This is a genomic window from Novosphingobium sp. ERW19, from assembly GCF_012641315.1.
Lineage (GTDB): Bacteria > Pseudomonadota > Alphaproteobacteria > Sphingomonadales > Sphingomonadaceae > Novosphingobium.
Genome location: NZ_JABAIC010000004.1, coordinates 292,202 through 317,494 on the forward strand (window position 1 = coordinate 292,202; position 25,293 = coordinate 317,494).

The following is a 25,293-nucleotide window of genomic DNA, read 5'->3' on the forward strand; positions in this document are numbered from 1 at the left end:
GGGGGGAAAGGCCCCGGAATGTCTAGGCGAGATTGGCGGGGCCGAAGGCGTTGGGCAAGAGCACCGACAGGCGCATTTCCACGGTTTCCTGCGCGCCGACGCAGATCACCAGCGGATCGGTGCCGCCCAGTGCCGCCAGCTCGTTGAGAATCTGGCGGCAGCGGCCACACGGGCTGATCGCCGCCTCGACCGCGCCACCCATGCCGCCATGCACTGCCACGGCCAGCAGACCGCCGCGGCGTCCGGCGTGCGAAGCGATGGAGGCGGCCACCGTTTCTGCGCAGAGCGAGAGGCCGTAGCTGGCATTCTCGAAGTTCGCGCCGGTGACGATCGCGCCGTCATCGAACAGCAGCGCCGCGCCGACGTGAAAGCCGGAGTAGGGGGCGTAAGCCGTGTCCATCGCGCGCCGGGCGGCGGCGATCAGGTCCTCGCGGGAAGCGGTCAGAAGGTCAGTCACGCAAAGGTCCTCACGGTTGCACCACCACCCAATGCACGGGCTTTGTGCTGGCATCCAGACGCAGGCGGTCGCTTGCCGTCCACATCACCCATGGCCGGCCCGCATAAGTCGGTGCGAGGAAATCCTGCGCCACCCAGATATTGCGATCGATCCGCGCGGCGAGGTGGTACTCCTTCTCGAGACTGCGCGAAACCATCAGGATCACCGGCTTTTCGGCGTGCTTTTCCACCTGGTTGAGGAACGTGGTCAGCTCGCTTTGCATCTGCGCTTCGCCGGGGACCTGCGGGCAGGTGCGCGAATCGAGGTCGAGCCGGATGGCGGGCGGCAGCAGGTCCTTGTCGCGCGGGACGATGGTGACGAAATTAGCGGCCTGCGCATCGGCCGGAGCGCACAGGTCATAGACGTGGAGCGCGCCGACCTGCATGCCCCGCTGGCGCGCGGCGATCACGCCATCGGCAAAGGCGGTATCTCGGGTCGAAGTGCCCTCGCTTGCGGTGAGGTAGGCGAAATCCGCACCTGCAGCGCGCAGCAAGCGCCAGTCGATCGGGCCGTCATCGTCGCTCAGCCAGACGCCTTGCACGGCATAGTCGCGGCGGTCCGGCATCCAGTTGCGGGCCTTCCACCAGGCAAAGCCACCGGCGACCATGGCCGCCAGCAGCAGGACGCCAAGAATGCGTCTTCGTGCCGCACCAGGGCGGCCAGTTTTCCGTTTTTTCGGCATATCGAGAGTTGCGCGCCCCGATTCTCAGATCAGCCCCTGATATGCAGCACGCAGATCAGGGTAAAGAGCCGACGGGCCGTGGGAAAATCCGTATCGATCTTGCCTTCGAGGCGTTCGAGCAGGGTATCGGCAGCATCGTTGTGAATGCCGCGCCGGGCCATGTCGATCGTCTCGATCTCGGACGCGGTGGCCTTGCGAATCGCCTGATAGTAACTGTCGCAGATCGCGAAATATTCGCGGATCGGGCGGCGAAAACGGCCGAGGCCGAGAATGATCGTCTCGAGCGGGGTGCCGGCATCGTCGGCAATGGCCAGCACCAGCCGCCCGTCGTCGACTGAAAGCTTGAGCCGGTAGGGCCCGGTGTGCCCCGCCTCGAACGCGCGCAGCGGCTTGAAGGTGTTTTCCTCGATCAGATCGAAGATCGCGATGCGCCGCTCCTGCTCGATATCGGCGTTGCGCCAGATGATCGTCGCTTCGTCCAGCTCGATATGGGAGATGCGCGGGTCTGCCATCAGGGCTTCATGTGTTGCAGACGCGCAAGGCTCGGGCAAGGGTTTTGACCGCGTGCTCCCCGCTATCCACAGGGTCTGTCCATTGCCGGATCGGGCCCGTTCGGGCACTATGCGCCGATGTCCGCCAGCGAAGCCATCCTCACCCGCGAACCTTCGGAAATCCGCGCGCTCCCCTCCAACGTCGAGGCGGAAGCGGCCTTTCTGGGGGCGGTGCTGATCGACAATCGCATTCTGGAAGAACTGCAGACCCCGCTGAAATCCGAGCATTTCTTTGCGGCCGTCCATGGCCGCGTGTTCGAGCGCATCCAGGCGCTGATCGATCGCAAGGCAGTGGTCACCCCGGTGACGCTCAAGCCCTATTTCGAAAGCGACGAGGGGCTGAAGGAACTGGGCGGCGTTGCCTATCTGGCGCGGTTGACGTCTGACGGCCAGGGCCTGCTAAACCCGCGCGAGTTGGCCGAGCAGATCTATGACCTCGCCCTGTTGCGCGAGCTGATCTCGGTCGGGCGCAATCTCGTCGAAGGCGCGTTGGACACCAGCGATTCGGTCGCCCCGCTGGAGCAAGTGGAGAAGGCCGAAGCCGCGCTCTATGCCGTGGCGGAAGGCGCGCAGACCGGCAGCGAGGCGCAGAGCTTTGCCCAGGCTACGCGCGCATCGCTGGAAATGATCGAGAAGGCGCTGCTTTCGGGCGGCCATATCTCGGGCAAGACCACGGGCCTGACCTCGGTCAACGAGAAGATCGGTGGCCTGCACGATTCCGACCTTATCATCCTTGCCGGACGCCCCGGCATGGGCAAGACCTCGCTCGTCACCAACATCGCCTTCAACGCCGCCGACCGGCTGCGCCGCGACATGGCCGATGGCATTTCGCTCAAGGATTCGGTCGGGGCGGGGGTCGCCTTCTTCAGCCTGGAAATGAGCGCGGATCAGCTGGCCACGCGTATCCTTGCCGAACAGTCGGGCATCAGTTCCGAAGCGCTGCGCATGGGCCGCATCAGCCGCGAGGATTTCCAGCAACTGTCCTTCGCCAGCCAGCGTCTTGCCGAACTGCCGCTGTATATCGACGATACGCCGGCGCTGACGATCGGGTCACTGCGCGCCCGGGCGCGCCGGTTGAAGCGTCGCCACGACATCGGCCTGATCATCGTCGACTACCTGCAGCTGCTGCAGGGATCGGGCCGCAGCGACAACCGCGTCAACGAAATCTCGGAAATTTCGCGAGGGCTCAAGACCTTGGCCAAGGAACTCTCGGTTCCCGTCATCGCGCTTTCGCAGCTTTCGCGTGCGGTGGAACAGCGTGACGACAAGCGCCCGATGCTTTCGGACCTGCGCGAATCGGGCTCGATCGAGCAGGACGCCGACATGGTCTGGTTCGTGTTCCGCGAGGACTACTACGTCGCTGCCAAGGAGCCGAAGCAGCCGCAGGGCAATGACGACGCCAAGGTGCAGGAAGCCCACGCCGCATGGCAGGCGGAAATGGAGCGTGTCTATGGCCTGGCCGAACTGATCGTGGCCAAGCAGCGCCACGGTTCGACCGGCAAGGTCCGCCTGCGCTTCGAATCGCGCATCACCCGCTTCAGCGATCTGGCGCCGGACGACCTGCGCGCGGCTTATGCGAGCGATGATGAGTAAAGACGCGCTCTCGCGAATCCTTGACTTTTCCACACCTCCGGCCTAGCTGCCGTCCTTTCCGTATCCTTTGATTGATTGGAGTGCCTGATGGCGCGCGTTACCGTCGAAGATTGCGTCGACAAGGTCCCCAACCGTTTCGATCTCGTCCTGCTGGCTGCCGAGCGCGCACGCGCGATCTCGGGCGGCGCCGAACTCACCGTCGATCGTGACCGTGACAAGAACCCGGTCGTCGCCCTGCGCGAGATCGCCGAAGAGACCGTGCGTCCCGCCGTGCTCAAGGAAAACGTGATCCAGTCGCTGCAGCGCGTGCTGCCTGACGACGATGATGAAGTCGATGAAATCGGCTCGCTGTCGCAGTCGGCCGAAGCGCTGCGCATCACGGCTGCGGCGCCGGTGCGCAACACCTCGCTGGGTGCCGATTACGACGGTTGATTTCAGTTTGAAATCAATGGCTTAGATTAAAGCTCGCAGTTCGCGCTGCGGGCTTTTTTCATGTGTTAACGCCTATCAGGTGTTCTCAAGCCGCTCGGCCATGAGCTGCCAGACCTTGTTGATCGCCTTCAGCGGGCGGACCATGACCTTGAAATCGACGATGCGGCCTTCAAGGTCGAAGCGGATCAGGTCGATGCCGTTGACCTTGATGCCGTCCATCTCGCATTCGAACTCGAGGCAGGCCTCGGGTCCGTCCACCAGTTCGCGCACATAGCGGAAGGTGCCGTTGCCGAAGACCTGGCCCGCGGCGGTGAGATACATCAGCACCTTCTCACGGCCCTCTTGCGGGGTGTGGACGACGGGGGAGTGGAACACGGCATCGTCCGCGACGAGCTCGTCGAGCAGCGCAGTATCGCCGCTGACCATGTACCGGTGCCAGGCTGCAAGGCCGAGTTTCATGTGCTTCTCCCGTTGTTCTGGTTCTGGTTAGGGCAGGGGCGCTGCGCCGGCATTGATCCGGCGCAACGCAAGAAATTTAGCCGAGATGCTGCGCAAAGAAATCGCGGGTACGGCGATCGGCGAGGGCGGCACCTTCCTCGTCACGGCGGCTGCCCATCTCGGCGGCAAAGCCGTGGTCGAGGCCCTCATAGTCGTGCAGCGTGACCTTCGGATGCGGATCAAGGCCATCGTGAATCGCCTTCTGCGCTTCGGGGCCAACGAAGTGGTCAGCCGTGGGAATGTGCAGCATCAGCGGATTGGCGATGGCGTGCGATTCGTTCAGCATCTGGTCGATCATCACGCCGTAGTAGCCAACCGAGGCGTCGATATCGGTGCGCGCCGCGGCCATGTAGGCCATGCGTCCGCCCAGGCAGAACCCGACGAGGCCAACCTTGTCGATGCCTTCGTAGCCGCGCAGGAAGCGAATCGCCGCCTCGATGTCCTTCACGCCCTTGTCGGCATCGTACTGGCCGAAATAGCCCAGGGCTTCCTGGAACTGCTCTGGCACATCGGCATCGAGTTCGACGCCTGCCGCGAAGCGCCAGAAGATGTCAGGCGCCAGCGCCATGTAGCCCTGATCTGCCCAAGCCTCGCACTTGTGACGAATGCCGGGGTTCACGCCGAAGATCTCGGGGATGACGATGATGGCGGCACGGATCGGGCCATCGGGCGTGGCCAGATAGCCGGGGATATCGCCTTCGCCATCAAGTGCTGCAAACGTGATCTTCTCGCCCATGGTTGTTCATCCTGCGATTCAAAGGAGTTGGTCGAAAGCCATGTTGGCCCCGGCGGTGGACTTTGCCAAGCGTGCATGACAATCTCCGCCGACCAGCGGATGCCGGAAAGGGCGCACATGAAAGTCACCGTCGAAGTCGATTGCACGCCCGAAGAAGCCCGCCGTTTCCTCGGCCTGCCCGATGTTTCGAAAGCGAACGACGTCTACATCGAAAGTGTCGCCAAGGCGATGCAGGGGGCGGGCAGCCTCGACCAGTTGCAGAGCTTCGCCAAGCAAGTGGCGCCTATGGGCGAGATTGGACTGAAGCTGTTCCAGAACTTCATGGAGCAGGGCGGTCTTGGCGCAATGACAGGGGCGAGTTCCAAGAAGTCGAAGGACTGACGTTTCACGTGGAACAGTGTAGGGCGGGGCGGTGACCGATACCATCTTCGCCCTTTCCTCCGGCCCGCCGCCTGCGGGCATCGCCGTCATCCGCATCAGTGGCCCACAGGCAGGCCCAGCGTTGCGTGCACTCTGCGGCAAGCTGCCTGCGCCACGCCGCGCGAGCTTGGCGACACTCGCTGACCCGGCGGACGGTACGCATCTTGACCGGACGATGGTGCTCTGGCTGCCCGGTCCCGGTACGGCGACCGGTGAGGACAGTGCCGAACTGCATCTCCATGGTGGCCGCGCTGTGGTGGCCGCTGTCGAAGCAGCACTTGAGCGGCTGCCGGGATTGCGCCGGGCACAGGCGGGCGAGTTCACCCGCCGGGCTTTTGCCAATGGCCGCATCGATCTGGCCGAAGCGGAGGGCCTGGCCGACCTGCTTTCGGCGGAGACTGAACTGCAGCGGCGCGTTGCGCTGGCCATGGCCGAGGGTGCGCTTTCGCGCGACGTCGAAGCATGGCGCGCGGAGCTCCTGCGCATCTCGGCGAGGCTCGAGGCCGCGCTCGACTTTTCGGACGAGGACGATGTGGGTGAGGGGGAAGCCACGCTTCCCGCAGGCTTTGCCGGTGAGTGCATTGCGCTGGCCGAGCGAATCGACGCATGGCTTTCCCGTCCGCGCGCAGAACCGCTCAAGGAGGGCTTCCGCGTCGTACTTGCCGGGCCTCCCAACGCGGGAAAGTCGACGCTGTTCAATGCGCTTGTCGAACAGGAAGCGGCAATCACGGCGGCGGAGCCCGGCACGACCCGCGATGTTCTGACTTTCGGCGCCTCGCTCGATGGCGTGCCGTTCACCTTCGTCGACACGGCAGGACTGCGTGATGATGGCGCGGGAGAGATCGAGCGGATCGGCATTGCACGGGCGAGGGCGGCCGCAGAGAAGGCAGACCTGATCCTGTGGCTTGGACCTGAAGGAGAGGGGCCGAAGGGGCGGACGCTGTGGGAAATCGCAGCACGAGCGGACGATCCGATCGCGCCATGTAAATCGGACAAGGCGCTGGCGTTGTCGGCCCGGACAGGGGAGGGACTTGCAGCCTTGCGCTCCGCACTCGTCGACCATGCGCGACGCTCCCTACCAGCGCCGGGTCAGGCGGCACTGAACCAGCGGCAGCACGACCGGCTGAGCGAGGTCGCGGAAGCCCTGCGCTTTGCGGCGGTGGAGCGTGACGGATTGCTGGCGGCGGAGAACCTTCGCCTTGCTCGGCGCGCACTGGATGCTCTGGTCGGCAGGACCGGGACCGAGGACATGCTCGACGCGCTGTTCGGACGCTTCTGCATCGGCAAGTAGTGTTTCACGTGAAACACCGCACCTGAAACTTTGACGCGAATCCACAAGTCGCGTATCGCGCCAGTCATGCAGCAATTCGACATCATCGTGGTCGGCGGCGGACACGCCGGCGTCGAGGCGGCCGCCGTTGCGGCGCGGATGGGTGCGCGCACCGCTCTGGTCTCGTTCGATCCCGCAACGGTTGGCGCGATGAGCTGCAACCCGGCGATCGGCGGCCTTGGCAAGGGCCACCTCGTGCGCGAGGTCGATGCCTTTGACGGCCTGATCGCGCGCGCAGCAGACGCCGGAGCGATTCACTACCGCATGCTCAACCGGTCGAAGGGTAGCGCAGTGCAGGGGCCACGCGTGCAGGCGGACCGCAAACGCTTCAAGGCGGCGATCCAGCTGATGATCGCCGCACAGCCGAACCTGACGCTGGTTGGTGGAGAGGCGGCGGCCCTCCATCTTGAACAGGGCCGCGTTGCCGGGATCGACCTTGCCGACGGTACGCGGCTTGAGGGCAGTGCGGTGGTTCTGTGCACGGGCACCTTCCTCGGCGGGCGCTTGTTCCGCGGCGAGGAGCGCATGGACGGCGGGCGGATCGGCGAGAGTTCGGCGCATCGCCTGGCTCAACAGTTGCGGGCAGCGGACTTGCCGATGGCGCGACTGAAGACGGGGACGCCGCCGCGCATCGATGGTCGGACAATCGACTGGGCACGCCTGCCAGAGCAGCCGAGCGACGCCGACCCGTGGACGATGTCACCGCTGACAAAGGATCGTCCGCTGCCGCAAGTGTTCTGCGCGATCGCGCGGACCAATGAACGGACGCATGAGATCATCCGGGCAGGGCTGGATCGCTCTCCCCTGTTCACCGGTGCCATCGGCGCACAGGGCCCGCGCTATTGCCCGTCGATCGAAGACAAGATCCACCGCTTCGGCGACCGCGATGGTCACCAGGTGTTCCTCGAACCGGAAGGCCTGGATGACCCCACCGTCTACCCCAACGGAGTCTCCACCTCGTTGCCGACCGATGTGCAGGTGGCGATGATCCGTTCAATGGAAGGGCTGGAGCAGGCCGAGATCACCGTGCCGGGCTACGCCGTCGAATATGACCACATCGACCCGCGCGCGTTGCGCCGGAGCCTCGAGATCAAGGCCATCCCGGGACTCTATTGCGCCGGACAGATCAACGGTACGACCGGGTATGAGGAAGCGGCGGCGCAGGGACTGGTCGCGGGAATGCATGCCGCGGCGGCCGTGCTGGGGCGTGAGGCTCCTGAACTTGATCGTGCCAACAGCTACATGGCGGTGATGGTCGATGACCTGACCTTGCACGGCGTGAGCGAGCCCTACCGGATGCTGACGGCGCGGGCCGAGTATCGCCTCCGCCTGCGCGCCAACAATGCCAGTTCGCGGCTGACGCCGATTGGGCTTGCGGTCGGGTGCATTGGCGATGAGCGGGCCAGGTGGTTCGAGGCGCGGCAGGCGCAGCGGGGCCGATTGGAAGAGGCGCTGGCGCTGGCAGCAACTTCGACAGAACTCAGCCGTGCCGGCATGGCGGTCGGCGCGGATGGCGCCCGGCGCTCACTGGCCGAGTGGCTGCGCTTTCCGGAAGTGACGCTCGAGACTTTGCGGCCCTGGATCGGCGATGCCATCTTCGATCCACTTCTTGCCGAGGAGGTAGAGGAGGACGCGGCCTACGCGCCATACCTTGCGCGGCAGGATGCCGAACTGCGCGACTTGCGCGCGTCCGACCATGTGCCTCTGGGGGAGGGCTTCCCCTTTGCCGAGGTGCCGGGTCTGTCACGCGAAATGGTCGAGCGTCTGGAGAAGGCCCAGCCAGATACGCTTGCCGCGGCCGGTCGCATTGCCGGAATCACGCCTGCGGCTCTTGCCAGCCTCCTGGTTCACGCCCGGCGGAGGATCGCCGCATGACGATCGTTACCGAGGCCGAGGCGCAGGCATGGTTGCGCGACGTGCTTGGTGTTGACGCGCCGGGCATGAAGCGTCTGGAGCAACTTGTGGCGCTGCTGCTCGAGGAGAACGAGCGCCAGAATCTCGTCGCGCGAGGGACGCTGCCGCACGTCTGGGTGCGCCACATCGTCGACTCCGCACAGCTACTGCATGTTTCACGTGAAACACTTCCCAATGGTGAGTGGCTCGATCTCGGCACGGGTGCGGGCTTTCCCGGTCTCGCGATTGCTGCCCTGCAGCCGGATCGCCCGGTCACCTTGGTGGATTCCCGGCGTCTTCGCACTGAATGGCTTCAGCGCGCTGCGGATGCGTTGGGGCTTGGCAATGTTCGCGTGGTCCTGTCGCGGGTGGAGGATCTGCCGTCAGGTCCGCGTGCAGTCATCTCTGCTCGTGCTTTCGCGCCTTTGGACAAGCTGGTTACTCTTTCCGCACGCTTTTCCACACCGGACACGGTCTGGCTGTTGCCGAAAGGGGCAGGGGCAGCGCAAGAATTGCAGATGCTCCCCGAATCATGGAATCACATGTTCCACGTGGAACAATCCCTGACGGATGCGAACGCTGGTGTGATATGCGGCCGACTTCTCGGCGGCAGTCCACCGCGACCCTCGAACGCCAAGGGCAAACGCAAATGATCACGATCGCGGTCGCAAACCAGAAGGGCGGGGTGGGCAAGACCACCACGGCGATCAACATCGCCACCGCGCTCGCGGCAACGGGGTGGAAGACGCTGCTGATCGATCTCGATCCACAGGGCAACTGCTCGACCGGAATCGGCATCTCTGCGGGTGAGCGTGAGCGTTCTTCCTATGACCTGCTGATCGATCAGGCGTCTGTCGCCGAGTGCCTGATGGAGACCCGCATTCCGGGGTTGGACATCGTGCCCGCGACGGTCGACCTCTCCGGTGCGGAAGTGGAACTGGTCAGCGTCGAAGATCGCACCCATCGCCTGCGCAAGGTGCTCAATGGCGACACCGGGCATGACATCTGCCTGATCGATTGCCCGCCGTCGCTCGGCCTGCTGACGCTGAATGCCCTGACTGCGGCGGACACGATCCTGGTGCCCTTGCAGTGCGAGTTCTTCGCGCTCGAAGGGCTGAGCCAGTTGTTGCAGACGGTGGAGCGGGTGCAGGAGCGGTTCAACCCGGACCTCGGCATCCTTGGCATCGTGCTGACCATGTATGACCGGCGCAATCGCCTGACCGATCAGGTCGCCGACGACGTGCGCTCATGCCTGCGCGATCTGGTGTTCGAGAGCGTGATCCCGCGCAACGTGCGCCTGTCCGAAGCGCCGAGCCACGGGTTGCCGGCGCTGATCTATGACCATGCCTGCCCCGGTTCGCAGGCCTACATGAAACTGGCGCGCGAGCTGATCGGTCGCCTGCCCGAGAGGAGACAAGCGGCATGAGCGGCGAAGACGCAGTGAAGGCACCAGTGCGCAGGACCGGGCTTGGCCGTGGCCTTGGCGCACTGATGGGCGAAGTGCGACGCGAGGAGCCGATCGCGCGCATCTCGGTTTCGCCGGCTGACGTTGCCGAGAGCCGCGACGGCGGGCTGGCGCTGCTGACCGTCGCCTCGATCGAACCGCACCCGGAGCAGCCGCGCCGTCACTTCGATGAGGATGCGCTGGAGGAACTGGCGCAGTCGATCGCAGCGCGCGGCGTGATCCAGCCGGTGGTCGTGCGGCCGCTGTCGGGCGGACGCTATCAGCTCGTGGCCGGTGAGCGCCGCTGGCGTGCGGCGCAGAAGGCGCAGGTTCACGAAATCCCGGCTATCGTCCGCAAGCTGGACGATCGCGATGTTGCCGCGCTGGCGCTGATCGAAAACCTCCAGCGTGAGGATCTCAACCCGGTGGAAGAGGCGCGGGCGTATCAGCGCCTGGCCGACAGCGAGGGACTGACGCAGAACGACATCGCCAAGTTCGTCGACAAGTCGCGCAGCCATGTTGCCAACATGATGCGCCTGCTCGGGCTGCCCGATGAAGTGCTCGACATGGTGGTGCGCAGCGAACTGTCGATGGGCCATGCCCGCGCGCTGATCAACGCGCCCGATCCGGTCGGTCTGGCGCGCGAAGTGGTGGCCAAGGACCTTTCGGTGCGCGATGTCGAGAAGCTGGCGCGCAAGGCTTCGCGGCCCGAAGGCCAGCGCAGGCAGGCGCGGGCGGGCAAGGATCCTGTGGGCGCGGCCGATCTTGCCGCGATCCAGCAGCACCTCGAGGACTTCCTCGGGCTCAAGGTCGTGATCCAGCCCGACTCCGATCCGACGACCGGAGCCGTGACGATTCGCTACAAGAACCTCGACCAGCTGGACCTGATCTGCCAGCGGCTGACCGGCGGAGAATTCTAAGTAATTGAAATTGCTGATGCATGCTGACGTCACAGCGTCAGCATTGCCTGCACCATCGGACATTAATTGGTCGATTAATTCTCGTTGACCGGGACGGGCTTGTGCGCATAGGCTGCGTGCAAACAACCAGAACCGGAGAGAATGGCCATGTCGCTCGACCTGATCCCGCGCACAGCCTATAATGAAGACCACGAAGCCTTCCGCCAGACCGTCCGCCGCTTCCTGCAGGACGAGGTAGCGCCGCATTCGAACGAATGGGCCGAGGCGGGCATCGTGCCCAAGAGCATCTGGCCCAAGGCTGGCGAGCTCGGCCTGCTGTGCCCGACAGTGCCCGAGGAATACGGCGGGCTCGGCCTCGACTTCGGCTACAATGCGATCGTCGACGAAGAGAGCGCCTATTACGGCCGCGTGGCCACCGGCTTCTCGCTGCAGTCGGACATCGTGGTCAACTACATCGTCTCCTACGGCTCGGAAGAGCAGAAGAAGAAGTGGCTGCCCAAGATGGTTTCGGGCGAGGTGATCACCGCCATCGCCATGACCGAACCCGGCACCGGCTCAGACCTTCAGGGTATGAAGACCACGGCCAAGAAGGACGGCAACCATTACGTGATCAACGGGTCGAAGACCTACATCACCAATGGCCAGAACGCCGACCTGATTCTGGTGTGCTGCAAGACCGACACCGAAGTGCAGCCGGCCTGGAAGGGTGTTTCGATCGTGCTGGTCGAAGCCGACCGCGAAGGTTTCAAACGCGGGCGCAATCTCGACAAGATCGGCCAGGACGAGGCCGATACGTCCGAGCTGTTCTTCGAAGATGTGCGCGTGCCGATCACCAACTGCTTGGGCGAAGAAGGCAAGGGCTTCATCTACCTGATGAGCGAGCTGCCGCAGGAGCGCCTGTCGATTGCCGTCAGCGCGCAGGCTTCGGCGCAGAAGGCGTTTGACGATACGGTCGAATTTACCCGCGAACGCAAGGCGTTCGGCAAGCCGATTCTCGATTTCCAGAACACCCGCTTCACGCTGGCCGACATCAAGGCGAAGCTGCAGGTGGGCTGGGCGCACCTCGACTGGGCGCTGGCTCGGCACCTGAAGAAGGAACTGACCGCCGAGGAAGGCGCCGCGGCCAAGCTGTGGCACACCGAACTGCAATGGGAAGTGATGGACAAGTGCCTCCAGCTCCATGGCGGCGCAGGCTACATGAACGAGTATGCGATTGCCCGTGCATGGCGCGGTGCGCGCGTGACGCGCATCTTCGGCGGCACCAACGAGATCATGAAGGAACTGATCGGGCGCAAGCTCTGATCAAAAAAGCTGATGCAAACGAAAGGGCCCGCTCTCCAGGTCGGAGGGCGGACCCTTTCCTCTGACATTCTGCCGGTTCAGCCGGTGTAGACGCGCTTTTCCTTGACCCGCTTGTCGCGAACCGGACGCCGCGGGATCACGCGGGCGCGCCTTGTCTCGACCCAGGTTTCGGTCACGACGGTCTTTTCAACGCAGGGCTTCTGCGGGGGCAGCATGACCGGGACCATCACATAGCCATAGGGCGCGTAGCCGGGATAATAGCCCGGATAGGCTCCGGGGAAGGGCCCACCGGGATAGGGCTGCGGCGGGAGCGAGGCGAAATAATCGTCGCATTCGCGGCGCAGGCCCTTGTCCTCGGCCTTGTCGATCACATTGCCAGCCACTGCACCGACGGCAGCACCGGCGACCGTGCCGAGCACGCGGTTGCCCTTGCCGGCGATGCGGTTGCCCGCCACGCCTCCAACGACGCCGCCGAGCAGCGCGCCACCGACGCCCTTGTCGCCATAGACCTTGGCGCAACGCTCGTTCATCTCGGCCCAGCGCGGATCTGGCTGCGGATAGGCCTGGGGATAGTAGCCCTGCGGCGGCGGAGGTGGCGGCGGCGGCGGCGCATCCACCACGGGCTGGGTCATCACCACCGTGGGATAGGGCGCGCCGATCATGGGCGGGTAATAGACGGGACCAGTCGCACCGCCGTAATAACCACCGGTGTAGCTGCCCTGCCACCCACCGCTGACGGGACCGGGACGACGGTGTTCACCAGCCAAGGCCGGAGATGACACTGCACCCAGCGCAACAGCTGCGATCAAGAGACGACGAAGCATGCGGTTTGCCCCTGAAAAGGTTCGTTAACCGCAAACTTACCATCATGACCCGCATAAAACCAAGGTTTCAGGGGGGCGAGAGTCCCGTCTGTCCCGAATCGGGGCAGGAATCAGATACGGGTCGCGATTGCTGCCGCCAGCGCCTCGATCCCGCGCGCATCGTCCTCGTCGAAACGGTCGGGCGAGGGGCTGTCGAGATCGATCACCGCGATTACCGCGCCATCGCGAATCACCGGCACGACCAGTTCGGAACGGCTTGCCGCGTCGCACGCGATATGGCCCGGAAAGGCGTGCACATCGGGCACGAGCTGGGTCGTGGCGGTCGCCGCCGCCGTGCCGCATACGCCCGAGCCGAGCGCGATACGGATGCAGGCTGGCTTGCCGACGAAGGGGCCGAGCACGAGCTCCCCGCCGACCATGCGATAGAAGCCTGCCCAGTTCAGATCCGGCAGATATTGCCAGATCAGCGCGGCAAGGTTGGCCATGTTGGCGATGCCGTCGGGCTCGCCATGGGTGAGGGCCTTGGCGGCCTCGAGGAGATCGGCGTGGAGTTCGGCGCGGCTCTGGCCGTCGGTGGGTGCGAATGTGAACATGGCAGGGCATCTAGCGCAACCGGACCGAAAAGTCGCGCCGCGCAACTTCGCACAGGTGTGCCATTGCCCTGAGACACGGTCAGGCCTAGATTCCAGGGCATGAAGCTTCTCAAGAAACTGCTGATCGCGCTGCTCGTGATCGTCGCCATCGTTGCCGCCTGGGTTGCCTGGTCGATCCACGGGTCCTCGGCCGAGTACACGCTCAACGAAACCTCGGGCCCGAAACCCAAGCTGGCGCGGCCTGAGGGCCAGACGATCCCGACGATCAAGACGGCCGACCCGATTGGCTGGAAGGATGGCGAGGCGCCGGTCGCAGCCCAGGGCCTGCAGGTCACCCGCTTTGCCGACAAGCTCGATCACCCCCGCACCGTGGTGACCCTGCCCAACGGCGATGTTCTGGTTGCCGAGACCAATTCGCCACCGCGCAAGGTCGAAGGCATCACCGGCGCGGTGATGGGCTATCTGTTCAGGAAGGTCGGCGCGGGCGGCCCTTCGCCCAACAAGATCGTGCTGCTGCGCGATGGCGATGGCGATGGCAAGGCCGAGCAGCGCTTCGTGATGGAGAACCCGGCGCTGGATTCGCCGTTCGGCATGGCCTTCCGCGAAGGGCGCCTGCTGGTAGCGAACCACAATGCGGTGCTCTCGTTCCCCTATGAACTGGGCCAGACCACGCTGACGGGCAGCCCCGAAAAGCTGATGGACCTGCCCGGCGGCGGCAACCACTGGGCGCGCAACCTGCTGCTTTCGCCGGATGGTTCGAAGCTTTACGTCACGGTTGGCTCCGCCTCGAACATCGCCGAGGGTGGCATCGATGCCGAATATCGCCGCGCTTCGATCCACCAGTACGATTTCGCCAAGAAGAAGTCGTTCGAGTATGCAGGCGGCCTGCGCAACCCGAACGGTCTGGACTTCAATCCCTACAGCGAAGAACTGTGGACCGTGGTCAACGAGCGCGACATGCTCGGATCGGACCTCGTGCCCGATTACCTCACCAACGTGCCGTTCGGCGCGAACTATGGCTGGCCGTGGGTCTACTGGAAGAACAATATCGACCAGCGCGTGACGGCGCCGATGCCGGAATACATGCTCGATTATGTGCGCAAGCCGGAATATGGCCTTGGCGCGCATGTGGCGCCGCTCGGCCTTACCTTCGCCAAGGGCGGCAACCTGATGGGCGACAAGTTCCAGCAGGGCGCGTTCATCGCGCGCCATGGTTCATGGAACCGCCGTCCGCTGTCGGGCTATGACGTCGTTTTCGTGAAGTTCGACACGCGCGGCAACGTCCTGCCCAATCCGCCGGTGCCGGTGTTGACCGGCTTCCTTGCCGACGAAAACACCGCGCACGGACGCCCGACCTGGGTCGCCTTTGCCAAGGATGGCGCGCTGCTGGTCAGCGACGATACCGGCGGCGTGATCTGGCGCGTGGTTGCGCCGGGGGCAAAACCGGCAGCCGCGATCACGCCACTCCCGACGCGCACGGCACCGCCCCAGCCCAAGGGCACCGGCAAGTTCATCATGAAGCCGAACGCAGATTCGGACCTTATGAAGCCGCAGCAGTAAGCGCTTTTGCCCACCCCTGAACCCTCCTGCCTGCGAGAGGGGCGTAAGATCGCGCTTATACCCTCCCACACGCGGGAGGGCTGAGAGACTTGGCGAGCTGGAGGCGAGGTCAGTCGCCGCGGGGTGGGCAGATCAGAGCGACCGGCCAGCCCGTCCTGCCAGTTCGTTGACGTACTGCCACGCCACGCGGCCGGAGCGCCCGCCGCGGCGTTTTGACCATTCCAGGGCATCGCCTTCCTCATAGGCCAGGCCGAAGTGCGCGGCGTAGCCGGCGATGATCGCGAGGTAATCGTCCTGCGTGCAGTTGTGGAAGCCAAGGCTCAGGCCGAAGCGGTCGGCAAGGGCGAGACGATCGTCCACCACGTCGCGTGGGTTGATTGGATCGTCCTGCTCGGAAAGATGGCGCTCCACGATCGCGCGACGGTTAGACGTTACCGCGAGGCGCACGTTTGCCGGTCGCGCCTCTACGCCGCCTTCCAGCCACGAGCGCAACTTGCGCGCGCCGTCGCTGTCGCCCGCGTCGAAACCGAGATCGTCGAGGAAGACGAGGAAGCGACGGTCGATCTTGCGCAGGATCGCGAAAAGATCAGCCAGGCCAGCGTCAGGGCTGGCCTGCACCAGTGCGATGGAACCGGGCAGCGCGGTCTGCGCCGCCAGCGTTGCCGCCCGCAGCAGAGCCGACTTGCCCATACCGCGCGCGCCCCACAGCAGCATGTCATGCGCCGCAGCACCGCGCGAAAGCCGCGCGACGTTTTCGACCACGGCTGCCTTCTGCTTGTCGATCCCCTGCATCAGACCCAACGCGGGCGCTTCCAACGGATCGATCCCGCGCGCCGCCTTGCCGTCCCAGACATAGGCGGGGAAGGCGAGCCAATCGGCACTGGCCCCGCGCGGCGGGGCAAGGCGCTCCAGCGCCTCGGCGATGCGGGTGAGCAGGGCGTCGGTCATGGCCAGGCGATTATCGGGCCGGCGGTTATCCGGCAAGCGCCTCGCTGTCGAGATCGTAGAGCAGCGCTGCGCCCGCCATCGCCGAGGAGCCGAGGCCGCGCGCCTCGGGCACGATCACGCGGTTGAAGAACTTGGTCACGGCGATCTTGCTGTGCAGGTCCGATGCGCGCGATTGGCGGGCCAACTGCCACCCGGCAACGGCAACCGCGCACATCGTGGTGAAGGGCACGGAGCCTGCCAGCTTGTCGTCAAGCGAGGCGGTCGTGCTCATCCACTGGCCGATCGCAGCGGCATCCTTGGCCAGAGCCGCGACCTCGGGGACGTCTTCCATCTCGGACGCGATTTCGGCCATCAGTGCCTGCAGCACACCGCCGTTGTCGTAACCGAGTTTGCGCGTGACGAGGTCTGCCGCCTGGATGCCGTTGGTGCCTTCATAGATCGGGGCGATGCGGGAATCGCGCAGGTGCTGGGCGGCGCCGGTTTCCTCGATGAAGCCCATGCCGCCGTGGACCTGAATGCCGAGGCTGGCGACTTCGCAGCCGATATCGGTGCCCCACGCCTTGAGCATCGGCACCAGCAGTTCGGCGCGCTTCTGCGCCGCGTCATTGCCGAGCGCGCCGCGGTCGACCTGGCCTGCCGTGTAGTAGAGCAGGGCGCGGCTGCCTTCGGTCAGGGCGCGCATGCGCATCAGCATACGGCGCACGTCGGGATGCTCGATGATCGCGACCGGGGCCTTGCCGGCCGCACCGGCGCGGGCCGACTGCACGCGGTCTCGCGCATAGGCCCGCGCCTGCTGGAACGCGCGCTCGGCGATCTGGACGCCCTGGCTGCCAACATTGATGCGGGCCGAGTTCATCATCGTGAACATCGCGCGCAGGCCGCCATTCTCATGGCCGACCATCTCGCCGATACATTCGCCCTCGTCGCCATAACTCATCACGCAGGTGGGCGAGGCGTGGATGCCGAGCTTGTGCTCGATCGAGACGCAGCGCACGTCGTTGCGGGCGCCGATAGAACCATCCTGTTCCACGTGAAACTTCGGAACGATGAACAGCGAAATGCCGCGCGAACCCTCCGGCGCACCGGGGGTGCGGGCAAGAACGAGATGGACGACGTTGTCAGCCGCGTCATGCTCGCCGAACGTGATGTAGATCTTGGTGCCGACGATGCGCCACTTGCCGACGTGCGGCCCTTCGGTGATCGGCGTGGCGGTGGTGCGCAGGGCACCCACGTCGGAGCCGGCCTGTGGTTCGGTCAGGTTCATCGTGCCCGACCATTCGCCGCTGATCAGCTTGGGCAGGTACATCGCCTTCTGCGCTTCGCTGCCGTGATGCTCCAGCGCCTCGATCGCGCCGACTGTGAGCATCGGCAGCAGGGTGAAGCCCATGTTGGCCGCGCCCAGCGTTTCGAGCGTTGCCGTGGCCAGCGTAAACGGCAGGCCTTGCCCGCCGAACTCGGTCGACCCGGCAATCGAGTTCCAGCCCTGCTCGACGAAGGCCTTGTAGGCATCGACATAGCCGGGCGGGAGAGTGACCTCACCATCGCGCCACTTTGCGCCGATCTGGTCGCCCGCGCGATGGAGCGGTGCCCATTCACCCGCGGCGAACGCGCCAATGCCCTCGACGATCGCCTCGACCAGATCGGGCGTGGCGGCGGCAAAGCGTTCGCTCTGGGCCAGTTCGTCGATCCCGGCGCTCACGCGGATGGCGAGCAGCTGGTCGGCGGTGGGCGGCGTGAAAGTCATCGTCCTCTCCTGTCTCGCGCAATCTCAGGCGCAGGGCATGTGCGCTTGGCGCGGGGCCTGGCTCTCCCTATAGCGAGCCTGATGGAGCCGACAAAGCCTTCCAAAGTGCATCTGTCCGACGCCCGAGGACTGGAGCTTGCCGCGCAGGTGATAACGCGCGGCGGAACTGTCGCCGTGCCGACCGAGACGGTCTATGGCCTGGCCGCCCGCGCCGACGACGATGCGGCGGTGGCCGGGATCTATCGGGCCAAGGGTCGGCCCGATTTCAACCCGCTGATCGTGCACGTGCCCGACGTTACGGCAGCCGAAGCTCTGGCCCGGTTCGACGAGCGCGCGAGAAACCTGGCAAAAGCCTTCTGGCCCGGCGCCCTGACCATGGTCCTGCCCCTGCGCGAGGGCGCAGGATTAGCCCCCGCAGTCAGTGCCGGATTGCCGACAGTAGCCCTGCGCTGCCCGGCACATCCGGTGATGCAGGCCCTGTTGAAAACCTGTGGATTACCGCTCGCTGCGCCGTCGGCGAATCGCTCGGGCGGAGTGAGCCCGACCAGTGCAGCCCATGTCGCAGCCTCGCTGGGTGACCGCGTCGATCTGATCCTCGATGGCGGGGAAACGCGGCAAGGAATCGAATCCACCATCGTCGGCCTGCGCGCGGATGGGTCGTGGACCGTGTTGCGGCCAGGCCCGATCACCGAGGCCGAAATTGCCGGCGTTCTGGGCGAACAAAGCGCCGCCATGACGTCAGCAAAGATCGAGGCTCCCGGGCAGTTGGCGAGCCACTACGCCCCGGGCAAGCCGGTGCGACTGAACGCTGCGGAGGCGGGGGCAGGGGAGTTCCTGATCGGTTTCGGCGACATCGCCGGAGACGTGACGCTGTCTGCTTCGGGCGATCTGGCGGAGGCAGCGGCGCGGCTCTACGCCTGCCTGCATCACGGCTCGGCAGCGCCGCAGCCGCTTATCGCCGTGGCGCCGATCCCCGACCATGGCATCGGCGTGGCGATCAACGACCGCTTGCGCCGCGCTGCTGCCTAGTCGCGAGCTTCGTAAGGCACGCTGGCGCGCATCGCGTCCATCTCGGCATAAATGCTGCGGGCATCCTCGCATGCGTCATCGTCGCCTCGGCTGCAATCTTGGCGAGCCTTGTCATATTCGCGTGACAGCTTGCCATAACGCTCTTCGCGGCGGCGGATTTCGCGGCCGCGCTTCTGATCCCGCTCGGACTCGCTGACGGTCATGCGATCGTAGACGCCGGCGGTGGTGTCGATCGCCTTTGCGCCCACCCGCACCGGTGCCGTCGCCAGATCGAACGCGCTTTTGGCGACGCAGCCTGACAGCGCGAACGCGAGAATGGAAAGTGCTATGAGGCGATGACGCATGGACTTCTCCCTCAAGGGAAAAATCCCACCCTGCTAAATACTTGGCAAGCAGGACCTGCACCGGTTTGGTCCTTGCCGCGCCGATCCGGTGCAGGTCCTGCAGAAGATCACTGCTCGTCGGCTTCAGCAGTCGCCTCCACCGGGGCCGCGTCCGCGTCATCGCTGTTCGGCGTGACACCGTTCTCGCAGACCAGCTTGCCCGAGCCCATGGCGCTGACCTTGCAGGTGGCGCGGCCGAACACGCGCACTTCGCCCGAACCCATGATGTTGGCGTTGACGTGGCCGTTGGAGGCGAAGCGGGCGTTGCCCGAACCGGCGACGTCGACCTTGACCTCGTCGACCGTCAGCCCGTCCATTTCGGCATCGCCGCTGCCGGCCACGGTCATCTTCAGTTCCCTCGCCTTGCCAGCGGCGCGCAGCTTGCCCGAACCGACCACGTCGATGCCGAGCTTCTGCGCGTCGATCGCGCGCGCCTCGACCACACCCGATCCGGCGACGGTGATCTTCGCATCATCGCCGCCGAGCTGGTCGGTGGTCAGGTTGCCGGAACCGGCGAGCACGACCTCGTTCAACGCCGGAAGCGTGACGTTGACCGTGGCCGCGCGGGTTGACTGGCCAAGCTTCCAATCCTCGCGCGTGATGCCAAGCTGGCCTTCCGACAGGGCAAAACGCAGCTTGTCGGCGCCTTCGCCCTCGACCGTGATCGCCAGCTTGTCGCCCCGGGTGATACGGACATTGTCCGGACCCAGAAGTGCAATTCCGGTCGGCGCAGCGCCGCTCATGTCGAGATCGGCAAGCGGAACGCCCTTCTTACCATTGAACGAGATGTTGCCGCCGTCACAACCAGCCAGCGCAGTGGCCAGACCCATGACGGCAACACCCGCCAATGTCCGTAAAAGGGGGGCACGAACGAAATTCCTGAACATGACGAAGTCACTCCTGCCGCCATTCCTAACTGTATTGCCGATATAACACGGTGATACGATATCGGCCAAGTCGTTGGTGGAGCCACGGCAGGAGTTGGTCGTTCGAGACAAAGGCCCGCGACGATCAACCCGTCGACGAGATCGACAGATCGGTGAACAGAAATTCCCCGGTCGAGCAAATGACTCGCACGACTGGCGAATTGATCTCTGTGGCAAATGTCCTTTTGCTTCCGGCAAAGTTGATCGAGACCGAGGTGCCGGTCAACCGCAGCGAGAACGGCAGGGCCTCACCCACCGGCAGCACATTGATCGGTTCGCTTTCGACTTCCTTGCCGCCGGCAAACTCGTCCCACTGCAGAAGCTGGATAGCCAGCTTGGGGTCCTTGATCGACTTGTCGACCAGCTTGGCCGGCATCGCGGTGATCTTGATGCCGGCAATATCCACCGGCGCTTCACCGGGATTGCCTGCAGACTGTGCAAATCCGATCCGCACCAAGGGCGCGTACTTCTTGAACTCCGCGAGATCCCGGACCTGCACCTTCCCGGTGACCGTAACCGATCCATCAGGGACCGGCAGCAACAGCTCCGAGAAATGGTCGCCCCGGGTATCGCAGTCATACGAGATAGCCGAGGCTTTCGCCTGTACGGGAAGGGCCGTCAGCAGAAAAACGGGCAAAAGGGCAAGTGCAGCAGATTTCACAAAGTAATCCCCCAAGTCAGGCCAAAGAGCGCTCCGACCGCCGGGATGGTCCTTCAGGACAATGTGAAAAGCCAGAGACAATGCTTCCATCGCAACGAAAAAGGCCCCCGGTTTCCCGGAGGCCTGTTTCATGCACCAGTGCGTGAAACGGATCAGGCCGTTTCGTAATACTTCGGCGCGTGTTCGTTGAGGATCGCGAGGATCTTCTTGAGCGCGGCAGGCTCGTCAGTCTTTTCCATCGCCGCGAGTTCGCGGGCGAGGCGCGAGGAGGCTGCTTCGAAGATCTGGCGCTCCGAGTAGGACTGTTCCGGCTGATCATCGGCACGGAACAGGTCGCGCGTCACTTCGGCGATCGACACGAGGTCGCCCGAGTTGATCTTCGCTTCGTATTCCTGGGCACGGCGCGACCACATGGTGCGCTTGACCTTGGGCTTGCCCTTGAGCGTATCGAGCGCTTCGCGCAGCGTCTTGTCGGACGACAGCTTGCGCATGCCGATCGCTTCAACCTTGTTGACCGGAACGCGCAGAGTCATGCGTTCCTTTTCGAAGCGCAGCACGTAGAGCTGCAGCTTCATGCCGGCAATTTCTTCGTCCTGAAGTTCGACCACCCGGCCGACACCATGCTTCGGATAAACGACGTAGTCCCCAACATCGAAGGCGAGAGCCTTACCTGCCATTGGTAATCCTTTCGACGCGGGCAGGACTGGCAAACGGAGGTTAGCGAAGCCTTGGGGGAAATAGGCATGAGTCCGCCGGATCGACGGTCATGCGAGGCTTGCGATCCGGTTGCTGTTCTTGTCCTGCCGTTTTTCGTGGTGAAAAGACGCCGGACAGGCATGAACCCACCGGCGCTTGGGGCATGATATAACACTTCGGCAACAAAATTACCACCCCTGAACGCACTGCAGCGCAGCGGAAATCGTTTGCTGTCTCCGTTGCGGAGCCAACAAACGCCTTACGCTGCGCCGGCAGAGGGATGGAAGGGCAAGGGCGACTTCAGCCGCCGACCCCTGCAACCTGCTGGAATCAGTCGCCTTCGCCGGGTTCGGCAGAGAAGTACTTGTCGAACTTGCCTTCTTCGCCCTTGTGCTCATCGGCGTCCTCGGGCGCATCCTTCTTGGCGGTGATGTTCGGCCATTCCGCCGAATACTTGGCGTTCAGTTCAAGCCACTGCTCAAGCCCGGATTCGGTATCGGGCAGAATCGCTTCTGCCGGGCATTCCGGTTCGCACACGCCGCAGTCGATGCACTCGCTGGGGTTGATCACCAGCATGTTCTCGCCCTCGTAGAAGCAGTCAACGGGGCACACTTCGACGCAGTCCATGAACTTGCAACGGATACAGGCGTCGGTGACGACGTAGGTCATGGCGATTTGATCCCTCAGGTCTTCGTTTGAGGCCGTGCTAGAGGCCTTTGGGCCGCCCCGTCAAGCGGGCGCTTGACCGGGTGACGATTGGTCAGGAATTTCGACCACGCGATAGCACGATTGCGCTTCGGTTGCCGGACCGCGCCGGGCGGGGATGGCGAGAACTTCGATCACCGTCACCCGGCTGCGCATCGGCAGGACCAGCACGTCGCCTTGCTTGATACCGGCACTGCATCGCTCGATCCGGCGGCCGTTGAGGCGAATATGGCCGGCGGAAACCCAGTCCTGGGCAAGGCCGCGACTGCCGGCGAAACGGGTGAACCAGAGGAACTTGTCGATCCGCAAGCAGGCTCTCTCCTTGTCCTATCGCGCCACCAGTTCGGCAAGCGCGGCGAATGCGCCGGTGGGTGGCGGCTTGGGTCTTTCCGGGTCGGCTGCAGGTTCGCGGCGCGATGGCCGCCAGTCCCACAACGGCGGATGCGGTGGGCCGTATGCCTTTTCGGGCAGGCTCCGGCCCATGTGCACGCGAAAGCCACCGGCGCGCAGCAGCGCTGCATAGGCGGCGGTAGAAAGGCTCATCGATCGCGCCACCGCAGGATCGAGGAACACGCGTTTCGCCTTCGTCCCCATGCGCGTGGCGTGCGCGGCGTGGAGCAGCTTTTCGGCCAGATCGACGCGCAAGGCCTCGTTGCCGAGGCGGCGGTATCCGGCAGGAGCGATTCTGGTATGGACCACGGGCTGCATTGTCTCGGGCGGCAGGGGCGCGGGCTTGCCCCAGATGCGCGCCAGACGGTGCCACGCCTGCATCGCGCCCGGCCGCAAGGCGTTGGGCAGGAACAGATCAAGCGCACCAATGCGGACGCCCAGCTTCTTCAGGCGCTGGCGCTGGCCCGCGTCGAGCCGGTCCAGTCCCGAGCCCTCCCGCACCAGCACCCCACCCGCTTCGACCAGGTGAAGCAGCAACGCGCGCAGCTCAGGTCCCGAAGCGGGATCGCGGCTCGCATCGTCGAGCGCGAGCAGGGGCTTGAGATGGCGCTGATGTTGCGCCTGCAGCCATGCCTCCAGCGCCGCGACCACCTCAGCCTTGTCGTCGGGAGCAAGCCGGTCCAGCGCGACATCAGGCTTGAGCCGAGGGGCCAGCATCGCCCGCCCGCGCTCGAGCTTGGCAACCACCGTGTCCTGCCAGACCAGCGCAGTGTCCTCGAACGCGATGCCGTTCGATTCACGCGCCGCTTCAGCCAGAGCCTTGGCACGATGGCGCAGCAGGCCCGGCAGGTGGCGCTCGGCCGCAGCCAGAAGCAGGCGACGATCCTCGGCGCGGGCGAGGGGATCGACGACGAAGCGGAAGCCTTCGAGGTGGCCGATCGGCTCGTCATCGACGAGAACTGCGCCTTCGTCCGCCAGGCGCACCGGCAGCAGCGAGGCGTCAGCGCCGGCCTTGCGCATCAGCACCGCGGTGCGGCGGTTGACGAAGCGTTCGGTCAGCCGCGCGTGCAGCGCATCGGACAGCCGCGCCTCGACCGCGCGGGCACGGGCCGACATTTCTTCCTTGGCCAGCACCCAGTCCGGCCGCTGCGCGATATAGGCCCACGAACGGATCGCCGAGACGCGCGCCTGCAGCGTGTCGATATCCCCGGAAGGATTGTCCAACTGGGCAATCGCCTGCGCCACGTAGTCTGCGCCAAGGTAGCCGTGGCGCAAGTCCTGCCACAGGCGGGCGACAAAGCGACTGTGCGTTTCCTCGCCCTGCGAGCGGAAGTCGGGCAGGCGGCAGACCTCCCAGAAGCGTTCGACCGCACGCTTGCCACGCACGCTGGCAACAGTTTCGGGATCTTCGGCGAGGCGCTTGAGCACGGCGAGGTCGATGGCCTGGGGCGGCGTCACCAGTTCGGGGCGCGGGGGAATGCTTTCGAGGTCCTCGATCAGCGCGGCCAGATTGTCGAACCGCGGCTCCGCCTCGCGCCAGAACAGACGGGTGAGGGGCGGGAAGCGGTGTTCCTCGATCGCGTAGATTTCCTCGTCGGTGAACTCGGGATTGGTGCCACCCGCGCCCGCTAACGTACCGAAAGTGCCATCGCGCTGGTGACGCCCGGCGCGCCCGGCAATCTGCGCCATTTCTGCGGTGGTGAGCCGTCGCTGGCGGTGACCGTCAAACTTGGAGAGGCCGGCGAAGGCCACATGGTGCACGTCGAGGTTGAGGCCCATGCCCACCGCATCGGTCGCCACGAGGTAGTCGACCTCGCCCGCCTGATACATCGCTACCTGGGCATTGCGGGTCTGCGGGCTCAATGCACCCATGACCACTGCCGCGCCGCCCCTGAAGCGCCGCAGCATCTCGGCCATGACGTAGACCTGCTCGGCGCTGAACGCGACGATCGCGCTGCGCGGCGGAATGCGCGAGAGCTTCTTGGCGCCGACATGGCTCAGCGTCGAAAAGCGCGGGCGGGTGACCACTTCGGCCTCGGGCACCAGCGCCTTGATCATCGGCTCCAGCGTGGAGGAACCGAGCAGCATTGTCTCCTCGCGGCCGCGGGTATGCAGCAGGCGGTCGGTGAAGACGTGACCGCGCTCGGGATCGGCGGAAAGCTGGGCCTCGTCGAGCGCGACAAAGGCAAGATCGGGGCGCGAGGGCATGGCCTCGACCGTGCAGAGGTGCCAGCGCGCGCCCTTGGGCTCGATCTTCTCCTCGCCGGTGATCAGCGCGACATTGTCCGCGCCCTTGATCGCGCAGACCCGGTCATAGACCTCGCGCGCCAGCAGCCGCAGCGGAAAGCCGATCGCGCCCGAGGAATGCGCGCAGAGCCGCTCGATCGCGAGGTGGGTCTTGCCGGTGTTGGTCGGCCCGAGCACCGCCTTGACCACGCCGGTATGCGCAGGTCTCCGAGGCTGGGCAGGATTGCGCGGGGCCATGTGTCTGAATGTGGCGGGCATGATGCCCATAAACAAGAAAGGGCGGGGAATTT

Annotated in this window: 27 protein-coding genes; 11 read left to right on the forward strand and 16 right to left on the reverse strand. The window is 65.0% G+C overall.

The features are described from left to right. Nucleotides 1-22 precede the first annotated feature (22 nt). From HGI46_RS10030 to HGI46_RS10040, 3 genes are read right to left on the reverse strand one after another with little or no spacing between them, the layout of a single operon-like run. Nucleotides 23-457, reverse strand: coding sequence for a cytidine deaminase (locus HGI46_RS10030; RefSeq protein ID WP_346766702.1), 435 nt, complete (start codon nucleotides 455-457; stop codon nucleotides 23-25). A 10-nt stretch (nucleotides 458-467) separates the two neighbouring features. Next, complete coding sequence (locus tag HGI46_RS10035) at nucleotides 468-1,178, reverse strand: glycoside hydrolase family 25 protein (protein ID WP_168904050.1); 711 nt, start codon at nucleotides 1,176-1,178, stop codon at nucleotides 468-470. A 29-nt stretch (nucleotides 1,179-1,207) separates the two neighbouring features. Beyond that, nucleotides 1,208-1,690: a UPF0262 family protein gene (locus tag HGI46_RS10040; RefSeq protein ID WP_118072789.1), complete on the reverse strand. Its 483-nt coding sequence runs from the start codon at nucleotides 1,688-1,690 to the stop codon at nucleotides 1,208-1,210. Nucleotides 1,691-1,807: 117 nt separating this feature from the next. On the opposite strand from HGI46_RS10040, the gene HGI46_RS10045 reads away from it, so the two are divergent. Together HGI46_RS10045 and rpoZ are read left to right on the forward strand one after the other, a co-directional pair. Continuing rightward, nucleotides 1,808-3,322: a replicative DNA helicase gene (locus HGI46_RS10045; RefSeq protein WP_118074590.1), complete on the forward strand. Its 1,515-nt coding sequence runs from the start codon at nucleotides 1,808-1,810 to the stop codon at nucleotides 3,320-3,322. Nucleotides 3,323-3,409: 87 nt separating this feature from the next. Next, entirely contained in the window at nucleotides 3,410-3,754 is a 345-nt protein-coding gene (gene rpoZ, locus HGI46_RS10050; protein WP_039333165.1) for a DNA-directed RNA polymerase subunit omega, read from the forward strand. 75 nt (nucleotides 3,755-3,829) lie between these two features. On the opposite strand, the gene HGI46_RS10055 is transcribed toward rpoZ, so the two are convergent. Together HGI46_RS10055 and HGI46_RS10060 are read right to left on the reverse strand one after the other, a co-directional pair. Further along, on the reverse strand, nucleotides 3,830-4,213 hold the full coding sequence (locus tag HGI46_RS10055) for a nuclear transport factor 2 family protein (protein WP_168904051.1): 384 nt from the start codon (nucleotides 4,211-4,213) through the stop codon (nucleotides 3,830-3,832). A gap of 76 nt (nucleotides 4,214-4,289) precedes the next feature. Further along, nucleotides 4,290-4,988 (reverse strand): dienelactone hydrolase family protein, encoded by a 699-nt coding sequence (locus HGI46_RS10060; protein ID WP_168904052.1) that lies wholly within the window; start codon nucleotides 4,986-4,988, stop codon nucleotides 4,290-4,292. 117 nt (nucleotides 4,989-5,105) lie between these two features. Between HGI46_RS10060 and HGI46_RS10065 the strand changes: the two genes are divergently transcribed. The 7 genes from HGI46_RS10065 to HGI46_RS10095 all read left to right on the forward strand — a co-directional run bounded on the left by HGI46_RS10065 (nucleotide 5,106) and on the right by HGI46_RS10095 (nucleotide 12,297). Continuing rightward, nucleotides 5,106-5,369 (forward strand): DUF6489 family protein, encoded by a 264-nt coding sequence (locus HGI46_RS10065; RefSeq protein WP_118074591.1) that lies wholly within the window; start codon nucleotides 5,106-5,108, stop codon nucleotides 5,367-5,369. A gap of 31 nt (nucleotides 5,370-5,400) precedes the next feature. Continuing rightward, complete coding sequence (mnmE, locus tag HGI46_RS10070) at nucleotides 5,401-6,699, forward strand: tRNA uridine-5-carboxymethylaminomethyl(34) synthesis GTPase MnmE (protein ID WP_168904053.1); 1,299 nt, start codon at nucleotides 5,401-5,403, stop codon at nucleotides 6,697-6,699. Between the two features lie 66 nt (nucleotides 6,700-6,765). Beyond that, nucleotides 6,766-8,613 (forward strand): tRNA uridine-5-carboxymethylaminomethyl(34) synthesis enzyme MnmG, encoded by a 1,848-nt coding sequence (gene mnmG / locus HGI46_RS10075; protein WP_168904054.1) that lies wholly within the window; start codon nucleotides 6,766-6,768, stop codon nucleotides 8,611-8,613. Next, nucleotides 8,610-9,284, forward strand: a complete 675-nt coding sequence (gene rsmG, locus HGI46_RS10080; RefSeq protein WP_168904055.1) for a 16S rRNA (guanine(527)-N(7))-methyltransferase RsmG — start codon at nucleotides 8,610-8,612, stop codon at nucleotides 9,282-9,284. The genes mnmG and rsmG overlap by 4 nt, the downstream gene beginning before the upstream one ends. Then, complete coding sequence (locus HGI46_RS10085) at nucleotides 9,281-10,057, forward strand: AAA family ATPase (RefSeq protein WP_168904056.1); 777 nt, start codon at nucleotides 9,281-9,283, stop codon at nucleotides 10,055-10,057. The genes rsmG and HGI46_RS10085 overlap by 4 nt, the downstream gene beginning before the upstream one ends. Then, nucleotides 10,054-10,995: a ParB/RepB/Spo0J family partition protein gene (locus tag HGI46_RS10090; protein ID WP_168904057.1), complete on the forward strand. Its 942-nt coding sequence runs from the start codon at nucleotides 10,054-10,056 to the stop codon at nucleotides 10,993-10,995. The genes HGI46_RS10085 and HGI46_RS10090 overlap by 4 nt, the downstream gene beginning before the upstream one ends. A gap of 147 nt (nucleotides 10,996-11,142) precedes the next feature. Beyond that, nucleotides 11,143-12,297: an acyl-CoA dehydrogenase family protein gene (locus tag HGI46_RS10095; RefSeq protein WP_118074592.1), complete on the forward strand. Its 1,155-nt coding sequence runs from the start codon at nucleotides 11,143-11,145 to the stop codon at nucleotides 12,295-12,297. A gap of 77 nt (nucleotides 12,298-12,374) precedes the next feature. Here HGI46_RS10095 and HGI46_RS10100 read toward each other — a convergent pair whose 3' ends face one another. Together HGI46_RS10100 and HGI46_RS10105 are read right to left on the reverse strand one after the other, a co-directional pair. Next, on the reverse strand, nucleotides 12,375-13,121 hold the full coding sequence (locus HGI46_RS10100; protein WP_168904058.1) for a glycine zipper 2TM domain-containing protein: 747 nt from the start codon (nucleotides 13,119-13,121) through the stop codon (nucleotides 12,375-12,377). A 110-nt stretch (nucleotides 13,122-13,231) separates the two neighbouring features. Continuing rightward, the gene (locus HGI46_RS10105; RefSeq protein ID WP_168904059.1) at nucleotides 13,232-13,714 is read right to left on the reverse strand and encodes a GAF domain-containing protein; all 483 of its coding nucleotides are present in this window, start codon (nucleotides 13,712-13,714) and stop codon (nucleotides 13,232-13,234) included. Nucleotides 13,715-13,813: 99 nt separating this feature from the next. Between HGI46_RS10105 and HGI46_RS10110 the strand changes: the two genes are divergently transcribed. After that, nucleotides 13,814-15,274: a sorbosone dehydrogenase family protein gene (locus HGI46_RS10110; RefSeq protein ID WP_168904060.1), complete on the forward strand. Its 1,461-nt coding sequence runs from the start codon at nucleotides 13,814-13,816 to the stop codon at nucleotides 15,272-15,274. 132 nt (nucleotides 15,275-15,406) lie between these two features. Here the strand turns inward: HGI46_RS10110 and HGI46_RS10115 are convergent, their stop codons facing one another. Both HGI46_RS10115 and HGI46_RS10120 read right to left on the reverse strand, forming a co-directional pair. Next, the gene (locus HGI46_RS10115; RefSeq protein WP_168904061.1) at nucleotides 15,407-16,222 is read right to left on the reverse strand and encodes a DUF815 domain-containing protein; all 816 of its coding nucleotides are present in this window, start codon (nucleotides 16,220-16,222) and stop codon (nucleotides 15,407-15,409) included. Nucleotides 16,223-16,247: 25 nt separating this feature from the next. After that, a complete protein-coding gene (locus HGI46_RS10120) occupies nucleotides 16,248-17,966 on the reverse strand; it encodes an acyl-CoA dehydrogenase (protein ID WP_168904062.1) in 1,719 nt (572 codons plus the stop codon). A gap of 81 nt (nucleotides 17,967-18,047) precedes the next feature. On the opposite strand from HGI46_RS10120, the gene HGI46_RS10125 reads away from it, so the two are divergent. Beyond that, nucleotides 18,048-18,995, forward strand: coding sequence for an L-threonylcarbamoyladenylate synthase (locus HGI46_RS10125; RefSeq protein WP_168904063.1), 948 nt, complete (start codon nucleotides 18,048-18,050; stop codon nucleotides 18,993-18,995). On the opposite strand, the gene HGI46_RS10130 is transcribed toward HGI46_RS10125, so the two are convergent. The 7 genes from HGI46_RS10130 to HGI46_RS10160 form a co-directional block, all read right to left on the reverse strand. Then, nucleotides 18,992-19,339, reverse strand: a complete 348-nt coding sequence (locus HGI46_RS10130; RefSeq protein WP_168904064.1) for a hypothetical protein — start codon at nucleotides 19,337-19,339, stop codon at nucleotides 18,992-18,994. The two genes, HGI46_RS10125 and HGI46_RS10130, sit on opposite strands and share 4 nt — an antisense overlap. Before the next feature lie 107 nt (nucleotides 19,340-19,446). After that, nucleotides 19,447-20,208 (reverse strand): head GIN domain-containing protein, encoded by a 762-nt coding sequence (locus HGI46_RS10135; RefSeq protein WP_168904065.1) that lies wholly within the window; start codon nucleotides 20,206-20,208, stop codon nucleotides 19,447-19,449. Between the two features lie 181 nt (nucleotides 20,209-20,389). Further along, nucleotides 20,390-20,965, reverse strand: coding sequence for a hypothetical protein (locus tag HGI46_RS10140; protein WP_168904066.1), 576 nt, complete (start codon nucleotides 20,963-20,965; stop codon nucleotides 20,390-20,392). 152 nt (nucleotides 20,966-21,117) lie between these two features. Next, on the reverse strand, nucleotides 21,118-21,642 hold the full coding sequence (locus tag HGI46_RS10145) for a CarD family transcriptional regulator (protein WP_011443787.1): 525 nt from the start codon (nucleotides 21,640-21,642) through the stop codon (nucleotides 21,118-21,120). A 349-nt stretch (nucleotides 21,643-21,991) separates the two neighbouring features. Then, nucleotides 21,992-22,330 carry a ferredoxin FdxA gene (gene fdxA / locus HGI46_RS10150; RefSeq protein WP_118072805.1) on the reverse strand — a complete coding sequence of 113 codons (339 nt, stop codon included), beginning with the start codon at nucleotides 22,328-22,330 and terminating at the stop codon, nucleotides 21,992-21,994. A gap of 60 nt (nucleotides 22,331-22,390) precedes the next feature. Continuing rightward, complete coding sequence (locus HGI46_RS10155) at nucleotides 22,391-22,675, reverse strand: RNA-binding S4 domain-containing protein (RefSeq protein WP_118072806.1); 285 nt, start codon at nucleotides 22,673-22,675, stop codon at nucleotides 22,391-22,393. An 18-nt stretch (nucleotides 22,676-22,693) separates the two neighbouring features. Continuing rightward, nucleotides 22,694-25,240, reverse strand: a complete 2,547-nt coding sequence (locus tag HGI46_RS10160; RefSeq protein ID WP_240946684.1) for a helicase-related protein — start codon at nucleotides 25,238-25,240, stop codon at nucleotides 22,694-22,696. Between the last annotated feature and the right edge of the window lie 53 nt (nucleotides 25,241-25,293).

Bases quoted from the DNA above. Each gene is read 5' to 3' on its own strand.
- HGI46_RS10035 (WP_168904050.1), bottom strand. From the start codon at position 1,178: ATGCCGAAAAAACGGAAAACTGGCCGCCCTGGTGCGGCACGAAGACGC.
- HGI46_RS10040 (WP_118072789.1), bottom strand. From the start codon at position 1,690: ATGGCAGACCCGCGCATCTCCCATATCGAGCTGGACGAAGCGACGATC.
- HGI46_RS10045 (WP_118074590.1), top strand. From the start codon at position 1,808: ATGTCCGCCAGCGAAGCCATCCTCACCCGCGAACCTTCGGAAATCCGC.
- rpoZ (WP_039333165.1), top strand. From the start codon at position 3,410: ATGGCGCGCGTTACCGTCGAAGATTGCGTCGACAAGGTCCCCAACCGT.
- HGI46_RS10055 (WP_168904051.1), bottom strand. From the start codon at position 4,213: ATGAAACTCGGCCTTGCAGCCTGGCACCGGTACATGGTCAGCGGCGAT.
- HGI46_RS10060 (WP_168904052.1), bottom strand. From the start codon at position 4,988: ATGGGCGAGAAGATCACGTTTGCAGCACTTGATGGCGAAGGCGATATC.
- HGI46_RS10065 (WP_118074591.1), top strand. From the start codon at position 5,106: ATGAAAGTCACCGTCGAAGTCGATTGCACGCCCGAAGAAGCCCGCCGT.
- mnmG (WP_168904054.1), top strand. From the start codon at position 6,766: ATGCAGCAATTCGACATCATCGTGGTCGGCGGCGGACACGCCGGCGTC.
- rsmG (WP_168904055.1), top strand. From the start codon at position 8,610: ATGACGATCGTTACCGAGGCCGAGGCGCAGGCATGGTTGCGCGACGTG.
- HGI46_RS10085 (WP_168904056.1), top strand. From the start codon at position 9,281: ATGATCACGATCGCGGTCGCAAACCAGAAGGGCGGGGTGGGCAAGACC.
- HGI46_RS10090 (WP_168904057.1), top strand. From the start codon at position 10,054: ATGAGCGGCGAAGACGCAGTGAAGGCACCAGTGCGCAGGACCGGGCTT.
- HGI46_RS10095 (WP_118074592.1), top strand. From the start codon at position 11,143: ATGTCGCTCGACCTGATCCCGCGCACAGCCTATAATGAAGACCACGAA.
- HGI46_RS10100 (WP_168904058.1), bottom strand. From the start codon at position 13,121: ATGCTTCGTCGTCTCTTGATCGCAGCTGTTGCGCTGGGTGCAGTGTCA.
- HGI46_RS10105 (WP_168904059.1), bottom strand. From the start codon at position 13,714: ATGTTCACATTCGCACCCACCGACGGCCAGAGCCGCGCCGAACTCCAC.
- HGI46_RS10110 (WP_168904060.1), top strand. From the start codon at position 13,814: ATGAAGCTTCTCAAGAAACTGCTGATCGCGCTGCTCGTGATCGTCGCC.
- HGI46_RS10115 (WP_168904061.1), bottom strand. From the start codon at position 16,222: ATGACCGACGCCCTGCTCACCCGCATCGCCGAGGCGCTGGAGCGCCTT.
- HGI46_RS10120 (WP_168904062.1), bottom strand. From the start codon at position 17,966: ATGACTTTCACGCCGCCCACCGCCGACCAGCTGCTCGCCATCCGCGTG.
- HGI46_RS10125 (WP_168904063.1), top strand. From the start codon at position 18,048: ATGGAGCCGACAAAGCCTTCCAAAGTGCATCTGTCCGACGCCCGAGGA.
- HGI46_RS10130 (WP_168904064.1), bottom strand. From the start codon at position 19,339: ATGCGTCATCGCCTCATAGCACTTTCCATTCTCGCGTTCGCGCTGTCA.
- HGI46_RS10135 (WP_168904065.1), bottom strand. From the start codon at position 20,208: ATGGGTCTGGCCACTGCGCTGGCTGGTTGTGACGGCGGCAACATCTCG.
- HGI46_RS10145 (WP_011443787.1), bottom strand. From the start codon at position 21,642: ATGGCAGGTAAGGCTCTCGCCTTCGATGTTGGGGACTACGTCGTTTAT.
- fdxA (WP_118072805.1), bottom strand. From the start codon at position 22,330: ATGACCTACGTCGTCACCGACGCCTGTATCCGTTGCAAGTTCATGGAC.
- HGI46_RS10160 (WP_240946684.1), bottom strand. From the start codon at position 25,240: ATGGCCCCGCGCAATCCTGCCCAGCCTCGGAGACCTGCGCATACCGGC.